Below are 17884 nucleotides of genomic sequence, written 5' to 3'. Positions count from 1 at the left end.
ATATTTCAAAAAGTGCTCTTATTCATTTATGACTTTTTCTCTCGCATTAATAGAGCATTAAGTTCATAAATTAGTATATAGAAAAAGGAGGACCGACAATTCAAATTCATGTTGTACAGCCAGGAGAATCGCTATGGGGAATTGCGCAAGCTTATGGAACGACGATACAGAATATCGTAGATGCCAATCAAATTCCTGAGCCTAATCGCTTAGTTGTAGGGCAAGCGCTTGTGGTTCCAGTAAATGGTCAATATTATATTGTTCAACCAGGGGATAGCTTATGGTCAATAGGACAACGTTTTAACGTGAATTATTTGACACTTGCACAAGTAAATGGTTTATCTCCAAACGCGTTATTAATGATAGGAACACGTTTATATATTCCACCCGCTGCGAAAACATCTGCTGAAATTTTTGCTTATGTTGAACCAAGAGGCGACGAAGTAAGTGAGCTACTAGTAAATCAAGTTCGTGAAACGAGTCCCTATTTAACGTATTTAGCCCTATTCAGCTATGAAGCAGGACGGGATGGTTCATTAAAGGCACCAGTAATTGAACCATTACCTAGTTTGGCGGCAGAAAATAATGCGAGTATTGCAATGGCGATAACGAATTTAGAAGATTATCAGTTCAGTAGTGAGCTAGCACGTGATATTTTTCAAAGTAAAGCAGTACAAAACTTACTTTTTGACAATATTATTGCAGAAGCAAAAAGAATTGGGAATGTTTCGGATATCCATTTTGATTTTGAGAGAATACCAGGTGACCAAAGGGAAGCCTATAATAATTTCTTGAGAAGCGCGGTAGAGCGTATGCATGCTGAAGGTTATACAGTTTCCACGGCACTGGCGCCAAAGTCGAGTGCGAATCAGCCAGGGGAATGGACGGTAGGTCATGATTATAGAGCTCATGGGGAAATAGTAGATTTTGTTATGCTAATGACATATGAGTGGGGGTATTCAGCAGGACCTCCTCTGGCTGTCTCCCCGCTCCCTCAAGTTGAACAAGTAGTTCAATATGCTTTAACGGAAATTCCGGCAAATAAAATTTTACTTGGGCAAAATTTGTATGGGTATGATTGGACGTTACCTTTTGTGCAAGGGGGAGAATATGCAGAAGCATTAAGTCCACAGCGTGCAATTGAAATAGCCAAACGTTATAATGCAGCCATTCAATATGACTATACCGCACAGGCACCTTACTTTAACTATTATGATGAGCAAGGACGTTCACATATTGTATGGTTTGAAGATGCACGTTCCATTCAGGCAAAATTTAATCTAGTAAAAAGACTGAATTTACGGGGTGTCGGTTACTGGAAACTTGGTTTACCTTTCCCCCAAAACTGGCAACTTATCGGTTCAAACTTTAATGTCGTTAAGAAATAAAATAGGAATAAATAAAAACTCAGATGAAATGCTTATAGCTCATCTGAGTTTTTATAAGTGATGTGGCAATTTACAATCGTACTTCGCATTAGAAGTATATTATGAATCTAAAAATTTACCATTTACTTGCTATGTAAATTTTATTCTGATACACTCGACGTAATTAAATGCATTTGCAGGGGGACACATTTGTGTTGAGAAGGTTAAAACCTGACCCTTAGAACCTGACCGTTAATACGGACGTAGGGAGCAAAGTACAATTATACATATGTACTTACTAAGACCCCGCGTATTTTACGTGGGGTCTTTCTTTTGCAGTGTCACTTAATAATATTTTTATTAGGAGTGGTAAAAATGATTGCATGTACTATAGCAGGATCCGATAGTGGGGGCGGGGCTGGCATCCAAGCTGATTTAAAAACCTTTCAAGAGCTTCGAGTATTCGGTACATCAGTGATTACAGCTTTAACGGCTCAAAATACAAAAGGGGTGCATGGAATCTATCCTGCTACTGCTGATTTTGTAAAGGATCAATTAAATGCAGTAATCGATGATTTTGATTTAAAAGCTGTTAAAACAGGTATGCTGTTTAATGCAGAGATCGTAGAAACAATTGTCTCGGTATTGGAATCTAAAGAAATACCACTTATTGTAGATCCAGTAATGATTGCAAAAGGCGGTGCTAGCTTACTGAAAGAGCAAGCAACAATAGCTTTAAAGGAAAAACTACTTCCGGTTGCTACGGTTTGTACACCGAATATACCCGAAGCAGAAGTATTGACCGGGCTAACGATCAAAACCGAGGAGGAAATAGAGCTTGCAGGGGAATATTTATTAAATTTAGGTATGCAATGTGTAGTGATAAAAGGTGGTCATTTAGCGGGTAAGCATGCGATTGACACGGTGTTTATTCGAGGGGAAAAGCCTTTTAAAATGAAAACAGAAAGACTGAAAACAATTCATACACATGGAACAGGATGTACATTTTCAGCAGCAATTACTGCAGAAATTGCGAAGGGGAAGCCATTAAAAACAGCGATCATTGAAGCAAAAAAGTTTGTCCAATTAGCAATTCGTTACCCACTGAATATTGGTCATGGATTTGGTCCTACAAACCATTTTGCCTACCAGGAGCACCGAGGAATTTGCGATGTGCAAGTAATTTAATTAATTTATTGAGTAAATTGTACCCGTTTCTTGAAGTGAATAGCTTGTGGCATTTTTTTAACTCTCAAAAAGTACTACTTGCCTAGATATAGTAATGTATCAATTTGCTCTTTTCTACTATTCTGGCAATTTAGTATGATGGACTTGTTGAACAATTTAGATAATAGGAGTGAAAAAAATGTGGAAAAAACTTTCTGCTTCGGCCCTTACATTAACACTTTTAACTAGTGGAATGGCTGGGGTATCAGCGGCATCTACTTCCAACAATGAAGAAATGACACGCGGAGATTTTGTGAAGGCAGTCATTGATGCATTAGGGGTAGAAGTAGGTTCTGGACAATCCGTTAAATTTAAGGACGTACCCGATTCACTGAAGCCATATATTGAAAAGGCTGTGGAACTAAAGTTAATTAAAGGTAAAACACCGACACAATTTGCACCAAATGAAAAATTGACACGCACACATGCCTTCCTTATTGCAGCTAGGGGTATACAGGATGAAAAACAATATTCCGAAAATGTATTAAATCAATTTAAAGATGCGAATAAAATTGGATCTGGGAATCGTCAAGAGATGGCAAAGGCAGTAGAGTTAGGCTTATTAACAGGCTATGAAGACGGGACGATCAAACCGAATGAGTTTGTCACGAAAATGCAAATGCAAAAGATTCTGCAGCGGTTTTTAGCGGAATATAACCCAGTTGAAGCAAATACGACCGTGGCATTGCGCATTTTAGGTACGACGGATATTCATACTAATATTATGAACTATGATTATTATAAAGATGCGCCAACGAATAGTTTAGGCTTGGCAAAAACTGCGCTGCTCATCGAAAAAGCCCGTGAGGAAAACCCGAATACGGTATTATTTGATAATGGAGATGCCATTCAAGGAACGCCTCTTGGCTCTTACATTCAATCCGTGAAAAAATTAAAAGAAGGAGAAGTCCATCCTTCTATTGCATCAATGATTGCGCTAGATTATGATGCAGCGACTTATGGCAATCATGAATTTAATTACGGTTTAGAATTTATTGATGAAGTAACAGATGATGCACCATTCCCGTATGTTAATGCGAATGTACGAAATGCTTTAACTAAGAAATTAATGTATGAACCGTATGTCATGATTGAAAAAGAAGTACTTGATTCTACAGGAAAAAGTACGATGATTAAAATTGGTGTAACAGGCATTGTCCCTCCACAAATTTTAAAATGGGATAAAGCAAATTTAGAAGGAAAAGTAACGGTAGATGATTCTGTAGAAGCGGTAAAAACAATCGTTCCAGAGATGAAGAAAGCTGGCGCGGATGTAGTAGTTGTACTGTCGCACTCAGGTATGGGTGATGATATACATGAAATCGGTGAGGAAGATGTATCCTATCTATTAACAAAAATCAGCGATGTAGATGCGGTTATAACAGGACATGCCCATGATGTATTCCCAGGAAAAGTAGATAGCACTTTACCGAATGTGGATATTGATAATGGAACAATGAACGGTGTACCTATCGTAATGGCAGGTAAATTTGGTAGCCATCTAGGAGTAATTGATTTAGAGCTTGAGAAAAAAGCTGAGTCTTGGGATGTGATTTCAGGAAAAGGTGCCGTGCGTGAAATTGCAAAAGATAATGAAAATGTAAGCAGTGCAGTTGTGGAAAGCGTAAAAGAAGCCCATGAAGGGACAATTGATTATGTGCGTCAGGCAGTAGGAACAACTACAGCAAATATACATAGTTATTTCTCACAAGTGCAGGATGACCCTTCCATTCAAATCGTAACAAATGCCCAAGCGATTTATGTAAAAGATAAAATTAAAGGAACACCATTTGAAAGTCTACCTGTATTATCAGCGGGTGCGCCATTTAAAGCAGGAACGAGAAGTGATCCAGAGTACTACACATTCGTACCAAAAGGTGAGTTGGCAATTAAGAATGTTGCAGACCTATATTTATATGACAATACATTAGCTATGTTAAAAGTGACAGGTGCTGATGTGAAAGAATGGCTTGAAATGTCTGCTGGTCAATTCCACCAAATCGATATAAATAAAGAAGATGAACAACAACTAATTAATGCTGAGTACAGATCATATAACTATGATGTGATTGATGGCGTCACTTATGAAATTGATGTAACACAACCAGCCAAATATGATGCTAGTGGAAATATAGTTAATGAAAAGGCTTCCCGCATTGTAAACTTACAATATGATGGAAAGCCGATCGATTTATCACAGGAGTTCATTGTAGCGACAAATAACTATCGTGCGAATGGAACATTCCCAGGTGTACGAAACGCGACTGCAGTTGAAGTATATCCAGATGAAAACCGTCAAGCAATCATCGACTATATTTTAGCTGAAAAAACAATTGATCCAAGTGCAGATGGTAACTGGAAATTTGCTGCGTTTCCAGGAAACGTGAAAGTGGTATTTGAATCGTCGAAAAAAGCAGTCGATGTGTTAGATGAAAATAGTAAAATTCATTATATTGGTGAAGGTACAGATGGTTTTGGTAAATATGGATTAAAAACTAACTAAAAATTTTAAAAGTAGAAGTTCCTCACACAAAGAGAAACTTCTGCTTTTTTGTTTATGGGTGTATAGAATCGGAGAATTAGAACTTTGTCAACACCATATGGAATGAAAGTTTCGGAGTTAGTGGTAACTATTGGTCAACTTTTATATCACAAAACACCATTTTAATAGCATTCGTAATTCGCAATGGGTATCGTTCCAAATTATAGGTGAAAAAATTTAATAAAAAGTATTTTACGATAGGGGTACGAAAGGAGGCGTACAAAATGAAAAAAAGCTTTATCACATTTTGTGCATTTGCACTTTTAGCTACTCAAGCTCCAGCAGCTAACGCAGCATCATCAACTGGAGGAGAGGTAACACCACAATATAAATCTACTCAAAATTATGAATATAAAAAGATAGCATCTAATAAATATTTTAATAATGGGAACTCGGTGTCTAACTTTATTGAGATTAAAAATGATCATTTTAAAGATGGAAAAATTTCAATTAAAATTAAAAAAGTTAAAAAGTCTGTTTCCAATAAAAATGAAAAAGGTACTGTTGAAGAGGTGCCAGCTGAACAACCAAAAGCACCATCGAAGGAAGCAACACCAGAACAACCAAAAGCACCAGTGAAGGAAGCAACATCAGAACAGCCAAAAACGCCAGTGAAGGAAGTAGCACCAGAACAACCAAAAGCAACTGAAACAACACAAACGTCGACTCAGTCACCTGCAAAACAACCAACAAACACCGTAGCATCTAATTCATCGGACATAGATGCAATGGAAGCGGCAGTTGTAGAATTAACAAATGCTGAGCGTGTAAAGGCCGGTTTACAACCATTTCAAACGCATGCACCATTAATGGCGGCAGCACGTGAAAAATCACAAGATATGAAAGATAAAAATTATTTCTCTCATACAAGTCCAACTTACGGTAGTCCATTTGATCGTTTGAAAGCACTAGGCATTAGCTATAAGGCAGCTGGTGAGAATATCGCCAAAGGTCAACGTACAGCACAGGAAGTTGTTACAGCTTGGATGAATTCTGAAGGTCATCGTGCAAATATTTTAAATGCAAACTTTACACATATCGGTGTTGGGTATGTGAAGGACGGTAATATTTGGACGCAACAATTCATTAAACAATAATAGTTATTTATAGAAGCATCTCCATGACTGAGTAAATCAATCATGGAGATGCTTCTTTTTTTATTCAATATACTCCTTAGTTATATAGATAACAGCGCGTTGCCAAAAAAATAAGCCTGTATAGAGTACTCGTTTGACATTAGTAACAACCTCTTGTTAGAATTGGGTTGTTGCTTTTGAAGGAGTAGACGAAATTATATTTTTGGAGTTGATATTTAAGATGAAAAAATTTAAAACCTTTGGGATGACTTTAGGGGTTTCTTCAGCACTTCTTTTGGCTGCGTGCGGAGATGATACTAATGGTAGCAGTAGTGAAAACGGAGATAACAATAACCTTAGTGAACAAGTAGACTATACGATAGTCGGAGTTGAACCCGGCGCTGGATTGACAGGTCTATCACAAGATGTATTAGATGAATACGAAAATCTGGAAGGATGGACATTGCAGGAAAGTTCAACTGCAGGAATGCTTGGAACTTTAGAACAGGCAATTCGTAACGAAGAGCCAGTCATTGTGACAGGTTGGACACCGCACTGGAAATTCTCTGCCTATGACTTAAAAATTCTTGAAGACCCTAAAGGTGTTTTAGGTGGAGCGGAAAATATTCAAACACTTGCAAGAAAAGGGTTGGAAGAAGACTTGCCGGATGTGTATACAGTAATGGATCGTTTCTATTGGGAGCCGGAAGATATGGAGCAAGTGATGTATGATGCACAAGATAGTGGTGATTTTGATGCAGCTGCAGCTCTTTGGATTGAGAACAACGAAGAAAAAGTAAGTGAATGGACAAAAGATATCGCCCAAGCTGATGGTGAGAAGGTTAAAATCATTTCAACTCCTTGGGATTCTGAATTTGCATCAAGCAGTGTAGTCAAACTTGTCCTTGAAGGATTAGGATATGAAGTTGAAGTTACACCGGTTGATCCTGCAATTATGTTCCAAGCAATTGCAACAGGTGAAGGGGATGTCACTGTAGCACCATGGTTACCATCAACTCACAACGCTTTTTATGAAAAACATAAAGACGATATTGTAGATTTAGGCGAAAACTTAGAAGGTACACAAAATGGATTCGTTGTACCGTCTTATGTAGATATTGATTCAATTGAAGATTTAGAGCCGAAAGAATAACAATTAAATAATCTTAAATATGTACAGCCTGTTATTATAAAAAATAACAGGCTGTATTTTTCTGTTTGCTGGGAAGAGCTTCACGCATGAAGGAGCACCAACCATGTTCGGCTCTCCATAGCCAATTTTACTTATCATTCCAAATAATCATATTTGCTTGCTTCATCCGCATACTTTTGCGAAATTTGCCCGTTAAGCTGTTCTTCTTTAGAAACATGGAGGAATTCCAAAGCCGAATACATTTCCTCACCGTCTTTGTCCTTATATAAATCATTGTAATGGTCATAATCTCCTTCAAAATCGGCCGGTGTATCCGAATTTCCGTATTGAGCAACGATTTGGAAGGAATCTTCATTATCTTGCAGTTCATCATGATCTTCTCTATCTGAGAATGAATTGTCTACAGCAGGATGAAGCAGATCTTCTTCAATTGGACGATCGGTTGGTACTGATTTTGCTACACTGTGGTCAATACAAAATGTTGTATAAGGTATTGCTACAAGGCGATCATAAGGAATTTCAGCATGGCATTTTGCACAAACTCCATATGTACCATGTTCCATCCTTTCAAAAGCAGCATTTACCTGTACCAATAGATCATCACTATGGACTTTTAGCGCCATATCCTTTTCGCGATCGTATAACTCAGTTGCTAAATCTGCCGGATGATTATCGACTGTTGATAATTCATCTGTTGAATCACGTAAGCTTGCGCGGGCAAGTAGTTCATTTTCATTTTCATTTACATCACCGATTAATTCTGATTTTTGTTCGATCAGCTGTTTTTTTAATTTCGCAAGTTGTTTTTCTGTTAGCATCATTATCATTCCTTTCTTAGTTAGTATGAACGAAATAACGCAAAATATTTCATGACTTCAATCTCCGTTCTCGTATAGTTCATACCGTATAGGCAATACTATTTTTTATGATGCGAACAGGAGGAATAAAAGTTGCTAAATACCGATAATAAACTTTCCATTTTCGCTTTAGGTGGTATAAATGAAATCGGAAAAAATATGTATGTCATTGAATATGGGGAAGAGCTAGTAATTATTGACTGTGGTGCAAAATTTGCAGACCAAAGTTTATTGGGAGTTGATTTGATTATTCCCGATTTAAGTTATTTAGAAGAAAATAGACATAAAATAAAAGCTTTAATTGTGACGCACGGGCATGAAGATCATATTGGCGGCATTCCCTTTATGCTAAAGAAGTTAAATATGCCTATTTATGCTTCACGATTTACGCTTGGATTAATCGAATTAAAATTAAAGGAACATAAACTTTTACGCGATACTGTTTTAAATGAGATTAATGCTGAATCTCGTATTGATTTTGAGCATTTGTCTGTAACGTTCTTTAAAACAAGCCATAGTATCCCGGATTGTTTAGGTATTGTATTTGATACTCCGGAAGGGAAAATAGTACACACTGGAGATTTTAAATTTGATTTTACCCCTGTAAACGATCAAGTTTCGGATATTCATAAGATGGCGGCAATCGGTACAGAAGGGGTGTTAGCACTAATATCCGAAAGTACAAATGCTGAGCGACCAGGGTTTACCCCTTCTGAACAAATTATTGCCAGTCATTTAGAAGAAGAATTTCTAAGAGCGACAGGCAAGGTATTTATTTCTACATTTGCTTCCAATGTAAATAGAATCCAACAGATTGTGGAAGCAGCAAAAAAGACGAACCGAAAACTTGTACTGCTTGGTCGGAGTATGGTAAACGTTACTTCTGTCGCAATGCGGCTCGGTTATTTAGATATCCCGGGCTGGATGTTAGTTGAACCACGGGATATGAGAGAACTTCCTCCCGAGAGGATAGTCGTATTATGTACAGGTAGCCAAGGTGAGCCACTAGCAGCATTATCCAGGCTTTCAACAGGGCGAAACCGTGATGTCAAAGTAATACAGGGGGATACGGTGATTTTTGCTGCTTCGCCAATACCGGGTAATGAAAAGGACGTTTCCAAAATTGTTGATAACTTATTTCAGCTTGGAGCAAAAGTTGTATATGGAAATTCAAGTGTAACAGGAATGCATGTATCAGGTCATGGCTATCAGGAAGATTTAAAAATGATGCTGACCCTTATGAAACCGAAGTATTTCATTCCTATTCATGGGGAATACCGCATGCTTCATATCCACCGATTACTTGCAGAAGCAGTTGGCGTTAAATACAACAATACTTTTATACTTAAAAATGGGGAAATTGTGGATATTAAAAATGCGGAAGCTAGGCAAACTCGTGCCATTACTGCAGGAGATACGTATGTAGATGGTGTTGGCAGTGATGAAGTGGGAGAAATTGTACTACGGGATCGCAAGCAGTTATCAGAAGAGGGTATGCTTGTAATTGTTATCACAATCAGTAAATATGATGGTTCGATTATTTCAGGACCGGATAGTATTTCACGAGGTTTTGTTTACGCCAAAGAATCCGAGGCATTAATAAATGATATAAATGAGATTTCAAAAGCGGCAGTAATGAACTTTAAGGAATCTAATCCATTTGCTATGAAAAAGGCGATTAAGAAAGCTGTAGATCAATATATATTTACGTTGAAAATGAGAAAACCAATGATTTTACCGATTGTTATTGAAATCTAAATGCCACAAAAAAACGTTCTGTAAGGATAAAAATTCTTGCAGGACGTTTTTATATTATCTAAATTATTATGCCGGTAGAAGTTCTGCTTCATCTTGAATTTCCTTAAATAGGGCTAAATCTTCTCTGTAATTATTCAAGTATGATGACAAACTGTGATTTTTTATTTTTTTAAACGTATCGATATTTACTAATTGTAACTTATTATTAAGGATTTCTGCATTAAACCATGCTGTCTCTTCGAAGGCAATATTCATTATATGTTCTTCAATAATCATACTTAAAAGGCTAGGTGTATTATAGATTTCATTTAAAGAATTTTCATTTCTCATTTCAAAAAAATCAATTGTTCTTGGAAGGGAAGCCTGTAATGCAGGTCTGTCAAGAGCATGTCCTAGCTCGTGCAGTGTTAAAGCATTTATATATATTTCTAAAGGTATAATATTAGAGAATTCTGCGGCAGCTTCTACTAAACGATTAGCATCGAAACTAACGATATGCGTAATGAAATTATAACTCATATTTACACCTGTATAATCTTGCTTTAATTCAATATTCATGCCGGTAGCTAGAATAGTAGAATGAATAATTTCTTTAAGATATTGATTTGTATATTGTTGCATGAATAATGTCATTTCCCTCTCTCTAATAAATAAGTTATATTAAAATATTTGTTTTTATAAATGAACATAAAGTAATATATAATTTTTATTGAATTTTTTCAAATTGTTTGTTTACAATTTTATGTAATATGCTATTTCTTTAAAGTGAAAAATCGGCTTAAAGCTTGTTATAGTGCTTATTTATGCATAAAAAAGATGCCTGCCGTGTTTATACAACGGCAAGCATCTTTTTATTAAATACGCGTATTTTACTGTTCATTTTTATTTGATTTCATCCATATTGATTGTCTTAATTGTTATTATTGTTGTTGTTATTTCTACGGCTAGCCTCTCCGCCTTTGCGGCCAGCTTCTTCACGGCTCATTTTACCACCATTGTTATTGCCATTATTGTTCTGGTTGTTTCCATTACTTGCTTCTCCGCCTTTACGGCCGATTTCTTGATAAAATTCTTGGTTGTGGTTATTGGATGTAGCTTCTCCGCCTTTACGACCCGCTTCTTGAACTGTCATTTTACCATTGTTGTTCTGGTTACGATTGTTATTAGCCATTTCTAACATCCTCCTAGAATATTTTTTAAGCCTATTGCTAAGCTTACTAGTTTAATTCCCACCCTTACATTTATTAAACATTAATTATATTTCAAATATATTACAAGTAAATGATTGATTTTTATTATATATCTTAATTGAGCATGGTATGAACCCTTAGAGTGCCTGGTTACAGCGCCATGTTATATAAGAATTTATCATTAAATAATGACTGCCAAAAAAAAAATTAATTCTTCTTCTATTTAAAAAAATATTTAATATCTTTTTATAAAATGGAAAATGTATTCAATTTTGTAACTTTGTAAGTTAAAATGACTATTACACAAAATTTTCTGTTAATTTTTAATTTTTGTAATACAACAGAGGTTTTTTTTGATATTGTTATATTACAACAAAAATATAATTTAGGAGGAAAAGAGAAGTGAATGCAATTACACTAGTTATAGGGGCTATTTGTATATTAGTAATAGCTTATCGTTTTTATGGTATTTTCTTTACTAAGAAAGTTTTAAAAATTAATGAAGACAAGCCAACACCTGCTCATGAAAAAAATGACGGACAAGACTATGTACCGACAAATAGATGGGTAGCATTCGGACATCATTTTGCGGCTATTGCAGCTGCAGGTCCATTAGTAGGACCAATTTTAGCTGCACAATTCGGTTATTTGCCAGGTTATCTTTGGCTATTAATCGGTGCTGTTATTGGTGGAGCAGTCCATGACGCAGTCGTACTATTTGCATCGATGACAAAAGGCGGAAAATCATTGTCTGAAGTTATGCGTGAAGAGTTAGGACCAGTGGCGGGCTTTTGTACAGGTCTTGCAATGCTGTTCATAATCACCATTACAATGGCCGGGTTATCAATGGTAATTTTAGGTGCATTAGCAGAAAATCCATGGGGAACATTTGCTGTTGCAGCGACAATTCCTATTGCTATGCTGATGGGCTTAATTAATAAGTTCACGGGTAACTTGAAGCTCTCTACTATTATAGGGGTCGTCTTGCTCGTAGCGGCTGTCTTCTACGGTCCATCGATTCAAGGGACTTGGCTCGGTGAGGTATTAACATTAGACCGTGAAACATTATCAATTTTATTACCGATTTATGCATTCTTTGCGGCAGCTTTACCAATATGGTTCTTATTAGCGCCACGTGATTATTTAAGTAGCTTTATGAAGATAGGTGTATTTATTGCCTTGATTATCGGTGTATTTATTATTAATCCTACAATTCAGTTTCCAGCAATTATTCCTGACTTTTTAGGTGGCGGAGGACCGATCGTTGCGGGTCCTGTTTGGCCATTCGTTTCAATTACAATTGCCTGTGGTGCGATTTCCGGTTTCCATGCTTTTGTCGGTTCAGGAACAACACCGAAAATGCTAAATCGCTGGGAAGATATTCGTGTTGTAGGTTTTGGGGCAATGCTCGTAGAATGTGTCGTTGGGGTTATGGCTCTAATAGCAGCAACGGTTTTACATCCTGGAGATTATTTTGCAATTAACTCAACGCCTGAAAAATTTGCAACATTAGGAATGTCTGTAGTAGATTTACCTGCATTATCTGAAGCAATTGGGATGGATTTAGAAGGACGTACAGGGGGCGCAGTTACGCTTGCTGTCGGTATGGCATCGATATTTGCCGGGGTGGAATGGTTCAGTCATCTAACGGCATATTTCTATCAATTTGTTATTATGTTTGAAGCGGTATTTATATTAACAGCCATCGATGCAGGTACACGTACAGCTCGTTACTTAATTCAAGATTTCTTAGGAAATGTGTATAAGCCATTAAAGAAAACCGATTGGCTGCCCGGTGCAATTGGTGCGAGCGCCCTGGCCTGTGTCATGTGGGGCTACTTATTGAATTCCGGGGATATTGCATCCGTATGGGCATTATTCGGCGTATCCAACCAATTGATGGCGTCAATCGGTTTAGTATGTGGTGTAACTTTCGTACTGAAGATTGCAGATAAACGCATTTACGTATTAACATGCTTTATTCCATTAGTATATTTATATATTACAGTAAACGTAGCAGGATTCTGGATGGTGAAAAATGTCTATTGGAACAGTATGGCTGGTGGATATAATATTTTAAATGGAATTTTATCCATCATCATGTTAACGCTAGGTTTAATTATTGTCATAACATCATTTATTAAATGGCGTGAACTATGGGCACATCCGCGCTTTACAAAACAGGCAACAGCAAACTAAATTATAGATTTAAAAAATGGTCGGGAAAATTAGAGAAACCTCTAAATTTCCTGACCGTTTTGTGTAATGGATAAGTATTTTAAGTAATCTTCTTTTAAAATTGCATTTAGTACACAAGGCTGTTTTTGTCTCTCTTCCAGTAATGAATGCTCTTCCTGAAATTGTTGTTCTACATTTAATGAGATGAACGGTAGTTTTTCCTGTGCTTTTTGTGAACGAATATTGACAGTACGCGCACCTGCAAACACAACATCTAATTGCAACTGCTCAAATGCGATTTTTAAAATTTCGATTTTAGATGGCAAATTATAGCCAAGCCCCCAAAACTCAAAACCAATCCAACTACCAATGTGACAATGTTTTTTATGTTGGTCAATAAACATTAGTGTCGTAATACCAACTAATTTTTCTTCCTCATTTAGAATTACACGAGAAACCGTTTTTCCTTCAGATTCCTCTATTAAATTATTAATAATAAAATTTTCCGTATCTTCTATGGACTGAGTAGGTAACCCAAGTGCATTTTTTACCTCGGGTGCCTGAGATAAACGATGTATTTCTTTCGCATAACGAAGATCATGGGGAACTAACTTTACTTTTTTCATTTTATTTCTACCTCACTTTTTTAAATGAACTTCCATCACTATGTAGATAACTATATATTGTTCCATTCTATATTATATTCATAAAATAACCGACAATTTTTTAGAAAATAAAAATAAATTGGAAAATAAGGTTGTTTTATTTAAGTAAGTATAATAATATAACTCATATAATATAAAACCGAGTTGAATAATCGGCATTGGGGTGAAAGGTAATTGTCTTCGGTAATGATTGATATTAGGAATGTGAGTAAGTCTTATGGTGAACAGGGGCCGACAGTACTGCAGGATATTTCTTTCGATATAAAAAAAGGTGAAGTTATCGCAATCTTAGGGAAAAGCGGCTGTGGAAAAAGTACATTGCTTAATTGTATAGGCGGTTTTGAAGCGGTAAACAACGGCCAAATTTTGCTCGATGAAGTGCCTGTCAAGAAACCGAGTAAGCGATGTATTATGCTGATGCAAAACTATGGGTTACTGCCATGGCGTTCTGTCCGGAAAAATGTAGAGTTAGGGATTGAAAATATAAGTTTATCAAAGCAGGAAATATCTGAAAGAACTCTACATTATTTGCGAATGGTTGGATTAGAGGATCGGGCTAATGCTCTACCTAGTGAATTATCTGGTGGGATGCAGCAACGAGTTGCTATTGCACGTGCCTTAGCAATGCAGCCAGAGGTCATTTTAATGGATGAACCATTCGGCGCGCTCGATACATTTACACGCTACTATTTACAGGATGAATTAATACAAATTCAGCATCGAGAAAAGATGACAATTGTGTTAGTAACGCATGATATTGATGAAGCTATTTATTTAGCAGACCGCATTTTAATAATGAAGCCAAATCCTGGGGAGATTCATAAAGAAATTGTATTGAGATTACCAAAGGAACGAAATCGTGCTGATGCAGACTTTCAATATTATCGAGAATTAATTTTTAATGAATTTCAATTTACACACGAAAAAGCGACGATCGAATTTAATATTTAAGTTTTAAGGAGGGTTAGTGGATGAAAAAGCTATTTTTATTAATGACAATGTTATTCGTTACATTTTTAGCTGCATGCGGAAATAACGATTCTGCAGTCGATGGGGAAAAACCAACAATAAAAATTGGCTATTTGCCAATTACACATGCAGTGCCTTTATATATGCAGAATGATGAGAACTATGAGGATTATAATTTAGAGCTAGTAAAGTTTGGTTCTTGGCCAGAACTAATGGATGCACTTAATACGGGAGCGATTGACGGGGCATCTGTACTGATCCAATTAGCTATGAATGCAAAGGAAAAAGGCATTGATTTAAAAGCAGTGGCACTCGGTCACCGTGATGGCAATGTTTTAATTGCAGGTAATGATATTAATTCTGTTGAAGAGCTAGTCGGAAAATCCTTTGCAATTCCAAGCAGGTTTTCTACACATAATATTTTGTTGTATGAAATGCTGAAAAAACATGGCATTGTCTATGATGAAGTAGATGTAATCGAACTACCGCCAGCAGAAATGCCGGCAGCTTTAGCAGAAGGGCGAATTGCGGGTTATGTTGTAGCTGAGCCATTTGGAGCGATTTCTGTAGCGCTTGAAAATGGTAAGGTATTGTATCAGTCAGAAGAAATATGGAAAGATTCCATCGATTGCGGCTTAGTATTACGAGGTAAATTTATTGAAGATAATAAAGAATTAGCCGACAAATTTGTTAACGACTATGTAGCAGGCGGAGAGCTTGCACAAGGAAAAGACGAACATATGCATGAAGTGGTCGGGCAATATTTAACTGTGGATCAAAATGTGTTGGATATTTCTCTTGATTGGATTTCATATGACAATTTAAGTATTGAACAAGAAAGCTATGCTATTTTACGTGATGCATTAATGGAAATGGGATTATCTGATGACCCACCATCCTATGAAGACTTTGTTGATGCTAGCTTTGTAAATTAATAGAGGAACGGAGGGATATTATGGCCATAGTGAAAAAACTGTCACCGATTGCGATTGGCTTTATACTGCTTCTTATCTTCTGGCAATTTGCCATCTTGATCGGTGGACATCAGGCAGCACTCTTCCCTCCGCCTTTAAAAGTGGGGGAAGCATTATTAGCAATCATTTCGGATGGTTCTTTGTTTGTTCATATTCAAATTAGTTTATTTCGATTTTTTTCAGGTTATTTAGCAGCAGTAATTGTGGCCATTATTTTAGGCCTTCTACTAGGTAGATCGACAATCGTATGGAAAGTAGTGGACCCAATTGTTCAAGTATTGCGTCCAGTTTCTCCAATTGCATGGTCACCTTTTATCGTATTATGGTTTGGCATTGGCAATATGCCCGCGATTGTCATAATTTTTATAGCTGCTTTTTTCCCGGTCCTTTTATCGACCGTATCTGCTGTCAAAAAAGTAGACAAAACCTATTTACGTATTGCTTCCAATTTTGAAATGAGCCCGTTTGAAACATTACGGAAAATTGTATTACCGGCATCATTCCCGATGATTGCAAATGGTTTGCATATGGCGTTAGGTTCTGCGTGGATTTTCCTTGTAGCGGGTGAAATGGTCGGTGCGCAATCAGGGTTAGGATTTTTAATTATTGATGCAAGAAATTCTTTAAGTCTTGATTTAGTAATGGCTTGTATCGTTGTCATTGGGGTTCTTGGAATAGCGTTAGATAAAGGCATTCATTATTTTGAAAGTTGGGTCAATCGTATTTGGGGCGGCGCAAAATAAAACTGCCTAAAAAGTTTTAGACAGTTTTTATAGGTCGTATTTGAATATTGTCGATTCGATCACCCGTTTTAGTAGAGTAATACCCAATTTCAACCCGATTTTCATCAGGATCGACAATTTCTTTATAACAAGTTTCAAGATGCTCAGCTCCCCAAATAATCATCGCATTAAATACATGCTCCAGGGCAGTGCCTTTTTCGGTTAGTGTATAGCGGTAACGAGGTGGATGTGCAACATAAAGTTCGCTTTGGACAATATGGGCTTCTTCTAATTCCTTTAAACGATTGGAAAGAACGTTTGCCGAAAGTCCGGGTAGCTTGAGCTTAATATCATTGAAATTTGTTTCACCTATTAGAAGTTCGTGGATGATTAGAAGTGTCCATCTATCCCCGAGAATATTTAATGTTTGTGCAATGTTACAAGGTAAATCATAACGAGTTTTCATGCTTATGCCTCCTTCGTACTTAGTATAAACATTAATTTTATGCAAAGCGAGTTAATTTTTTTAACTTTATAAGGGGTTTGAAATTTTCAAAAATATGTACCTCATGACAAATAGGTGCAATTAATTATTGATATTCATAGTGCGATCTAATTGGACGCCTATTTGAATATAGAGAAATTTAATATTAACTACTAGGAGGAATTTAAATGAGTTTATATTTAGTAGAATCAACAATTAATGAAGTATCTTCAAAAGAGGCATTTTCGACATTAGTAGATAAAGTGCATGCAACAAAAAATGTAGGGGTTATCGAAGTACAAGTAGCGAAGAATTTTTCACGCGGCTATTTTATTATTGAAGCAACGGAAGAAGAAGCAGCGAAAGAAGCTTTACAATCACAAGGTGTTTCCATCGACTTAATTAAGGAAGTTCGTTTAATCGGTAAAGAATTAGATGAAGTAAAAGCTGGCGGCGAGCAAGTAAATTATTTAGTTGAGTGGGAAATTCCTGCTGAAATTACAATGGAAAAATATTTGGAACGCAAAAAGAAAAACTCTGTAAAGTATGAAGAAGTACCTGATGTAAAATTCTCTCGTACGTATGTATGTGAAGATATGACAAAGTGCTTATGCTTCTATGATGCACCAGACGAAGCAGCTGTAAAACGTGCACGTGAAGCAGTACAAACACCGATTACATCGTTAACGGAATTATCGGACTAAAAGGAAAGGATGCGGAGA

16 protein-coding genes and 1 riboswitch are annotated in these 17884 nt (G+C 36.6%); of the genes, 11 read left to right on the top strand and 5 right to left on the bottom strand.

Going from position 1 to position 17884, the window contains the following annotated elements:
* Positions 1–98 precede the first annotated feature (98 nt).
* From MHH95_RS17085 to MHH95_RS17065, 5 genes are all read left to right on the top strand, one after another.
* A complete protein-coding gene (locus MHH95_RS17085; RefSeq protein WP_340728789.1) occupies positions 99–1388 on the top strand; it encodes a glycoside hydrolase family 18 protein in 1290 nt (429 codons plus the stop codon).
* Positions 1389–1555: 167 nt separating this feature from the next.
* A riboswitch (TPP riboswitch) is annotated at positions 1556–1654 on the top strand.
* A gap of 88 nt (positions 1655–1742) precedes the next feature.
* Positions 1743–2555, top strand: a complete 813-nt coding sequence (gene thiD, locus MHH95_RS17080; RefSeq protein WP_340728581.1) for a bifunctional hydroxymethylpyrimidine kinase/phosphomethylpyrimidine kinase — start codon at positions 1743–1745, stop codon at positions 2553–2555.
* Between the two features lie 178 nt (positions 2556–2733).
* The gene (locus MHH95_RS17075; protein ID WP_340728580.1) at positions 2734–5097 is read left to right on the top strand and encodes a bifunctional 2',3'-cyclic-nucleotide 2'-phosphodiesterase/3'-nucleotidase; all 2364 of its coding nucleotides are present in this window, start codon (positions 2734–2736) and stop codon (positions 5095–5097) included.
* Between the two features lie 263 nt (positions 5098–5360).
* Positions 5361–6233, top strand: a complete 873-nt coding sequence (locus MHH95_RS17070) for a CAP domain-containing protein (RefSeq protein ID WP_340728579.1) — start codon at positions 5361–5363, stop codon at positions 6231–6233.
* 220 nt (positions 6234–6453) lie between these two features.
* On the top strand, positions 6454–7365 hold the full coding sequence (locus tag MHH95_RS17065; protein ID WP_340728578.1) for a glycine betaine ABC transporter substrate-binding protein: 912 nt from the start codon (positions 6454–6456) through the stop codon (positions 7363–7365).
* Positions 7366–7499: 134 nt separating this feature from the next.
* Here the strand turns inward: MHH95_RS17065 and MHH95_RS17060 are convergent, their stop codons facing one another.
* Complete coding sequence (locus MHH95_RS17060) at positions 7500–8183, bottom strand: TraR/DksA C4-type zinc finger protein (protein WP_340728577.1); 684 nt, start codon at positions 8181–8183, stop codon at positions 7500–7502.
* A gap of 132 nt (positions 8184–8315) precedes the next feature.
* Between MHH95_RS17060 and MHH95_RS17055 the strand changes: the two genes are divergently transcribed.
* Positions 8316–9980 carry a ribonuclease J gene (locus MHH95_RS17055; RefSeq protein WP_340728576.1) on the top strand — a complete coding sequence of 555 codons (1665 nt, stop codon included), beginning with the start codon at positions 8316–8318 and terminating at the stop codon, positions 9978–9980.
* A 66-nt stretch (positions 9981–10046) separates the two neighbouring features.
* Here the strand turns inward: MHH95_RS17055 and MHH95_RS17050 are convergent, their stop codons facing one another.
* Together MHH95_RS17050 and MHH95_RS17045 are read right to left on the bottom strand one after the other, a co-directional pair.
* Positions 10047–10601, bottom strand: a complete 555-nt coding sequence (locus MHH95_RS17050) for an integrase (RefSeq protein ID WP_340728575.1) — start codon at positions 10599–10601, stop codon at positions 10047–10049.
* A gap of 289 nt (positions 10602–10890) precedes the next feature.
* The gene (locus MHH95_RS17045) at positions 10891–11151 is read right to left on the bottom strand and encodes a KGG domain-containing protein (protein WP_340728574.1); all 261 of its coding nucleotides are present in this window, start codon (positions 11149–11151) and stop codon (positions 10891–10893) included.
* Positions 11152–11572: 421 nt separating this feature from the next.
* Between MHH95_RS17045 and MHH95_RS17040 the strand changes: the two genes are divergently transcribed.
* A complete protein-coding gene (locus MHH95_RS17040; RefSeq protein WP_340728573.1) occupies positions 11573–13369 on the top strand; it encodes a carbon starvation CstA family protein in 1797 nt (598 codons plus the stop codon).
* Positions 13370–13410: 41 nt separating this feature from the next.
* Here MHH95_RS17040 and MHH95_RS17035 read toward each other — a convergent pair whose 3' ends face one another.
* Positions 13411–13974: a GNAT family N-acetyltransferase gene (locus tag MHH95_RS17035; protein ID WP_340728572.1), complete on the bottom strand. Its 564-nt coding sequence runs from the start codon at positions 13972–13974 to the stop codon at positions 13411–13413.
* Positions 13975–14187: 213 nt separating this feature from the next.
* Between MHH95_RS17035 and MHH95_RS17030 the strand changes: the two genes are divergently transcribed.
* Genes MHH95_RS17030 through MHH95_RS17020 form a run of 3 tightly spaced genes read left to right on the top strand, consistent with a single transcriptional unit; the run spans position 14188 to position 16699 of the window.
* Positions 14188–14964, top strand: coding sequence for an ABC transporter ATP-binding protein (locus MHH95_RS17030; protein WP_340728571.1), 777 nt, complete (start codon positions 14188–14190; stop codon positions 14962–14964).
* Positions 14965–14984: 20 nt separating this feature from the next.
* Complete coding sequence (locus MHH95_RS17025; protein ID WP_340728570.1) at positions 14985–15917, top strand: ABC transporter substrate-binding protein; 933 nt, start codon at positions 14985–14987, stop codon at positions 15915–15917.
* Between the two features lie 20 nt (positions 15918–15937).
* On the top strand, positions 15938–16699 hold the full coding sequence (locus MHH95_RS17020; RefSeq protein WP_339213240.1) for an ABC transporter permease: 762 nt from the start codon (positions 15938–15940) through the stop codon (positions 16697–16699).
* Positions 16700–16715: 16 nt separating this feature from the next.
* Here MHH95_RS17020 and MHH95_RS17015 read toward each other — a convergent pair whose 3' ends face one another.
* Positions 16716–17144 (bottom strand): winged helix-turn-helix transcriptional regulator, encoded by a 429-nt coding sequence (locus MHH95_RS17015; RefSeq protein WP_339213238.1) that lies wholly within the window; start codon positions 17142–17144, stop codon positions 16716–16718.
* Between the two features lie 206 nt (positions 17145–17350).
* Here MHH95_RS17015 and MHH95_RS17010 point away from each other — a divergent pair, with 206 nt between their 5' ends.
* On the top strand, positions 17351–17866 hold the full coding sequence (locus tag MHH95_RS17010; protein ID WP_340728569.1) for a DUF4242 domain-containing protein: 516 nt from the start codon (positions 17351–17353) through the stop codon (positions 17864–17866).
* The last annotated feature ends 18 nt before the right edge of the window (positions 17867–17884 follow it).

The sequence above is a fragment of the Solibacillus sp. FSL K6-4121 genome (assembly GCF_038002585.1).
GTDB lineage: Bacteria > Bacillota > Bacilli > Bacillales_A > Planococcaceae > Solibacillus > Solibacillus faecavium.
Note: the sequence above shows the minus strand (reverse complement) of the source record. Positions and strands in the feature narration are given on the sequence as shown.

What these genes read in the sequence shown, in the direction of transcription:
- thiD (WP_340728581.1), top strand. Translation starts at nt 1,743, where the DNA reads ATGATTGCATGTACTATAGCAGGATCCGATAGTGGGGGCGGGGCTGGC.
- MHH95_RS17075 (WP_340728580.1), top strand. Translation starts at nt 2,734, where the DNA reads ATGTGGAAAAAACTTTCTGCTTCGGCCCTTACATTAACACTTTTAACT.
- MHH95_RS17070 (WP_340728579.1), top strand. Translation starts at nt 5,361, where the DNA reads ATGAAAAAAAGCTTTATCACATTTTGTGCATTTGCACTTTTAGCTACT.
- MHH95_RS17065 (WP_340728578.1), top strand. Translation starts at nt 6,454, where the DNA reads ATGAAAAAATTTAAAACCTTTGGGATGACTTTAGGGGTTTCTTCAGCA.
- MHH95_RS17060 (WP_340728577.1), bottom strand. Translation starts at nt 8,183, where the DNA reads ATGCTAACAGAAAAACAACTTGCGAAATTAAAAAAACAGCTGATCGAA.
- MHH95_RS17050 (WP_340728575.1), bottom strand. Translation starts at nt 10,601, where the DNA reads ATGCAACAATATACAAATCAATATCTTAAAGAAATTATTCATTCTACT.
- MHH95_RS17045 (WP_340728574.1), bottom strand. Translation starts at nt 11,151, where the DNA reads ATGGCTAATAACAATCGTAACCAGAACAACAATGGTAAAATGACAGTT.
- MHH95_RS17035 (WP_340728572.1), bottom strand. Translation starts at nt 13,974, where the DNA reads ATGAAAAAAGTAAAGTTAGTTCCCCATGATCTTCGTTATGCGAAAGAA.
- MHH95_RS17025 (WP_340728570.1), top strand. Translation starts at nt 14,985, where the DNA reads ATGAAAAAGCTATTTTTATTAATGACAATGTTATTCGTTACATTTTTA.
- MHH95_RS17020 (WP_339213240.1), top strand. Translation starts at nt 15,938, where the DNA reads ATGGCCATAGTGAAAAAACTGTCACCGATTGCGATTGGCTTTATACTG.
- MHH95_RS17015 (WP_339213238.1), bottom strand. Translation starts at nt 17,144, where the DNA reads ATGAAAACTCGTTATGATTTACCTTGTAACATTGCACAAACATTAAAT.
- MHH95_RS17010 (WP_340728569.1), top strand. Translation starts at nt 17,351, where the DNA reads ATGAGTTTATATTTAGTAGAATCAACAATTAATGAAGTATCTTCAAAA.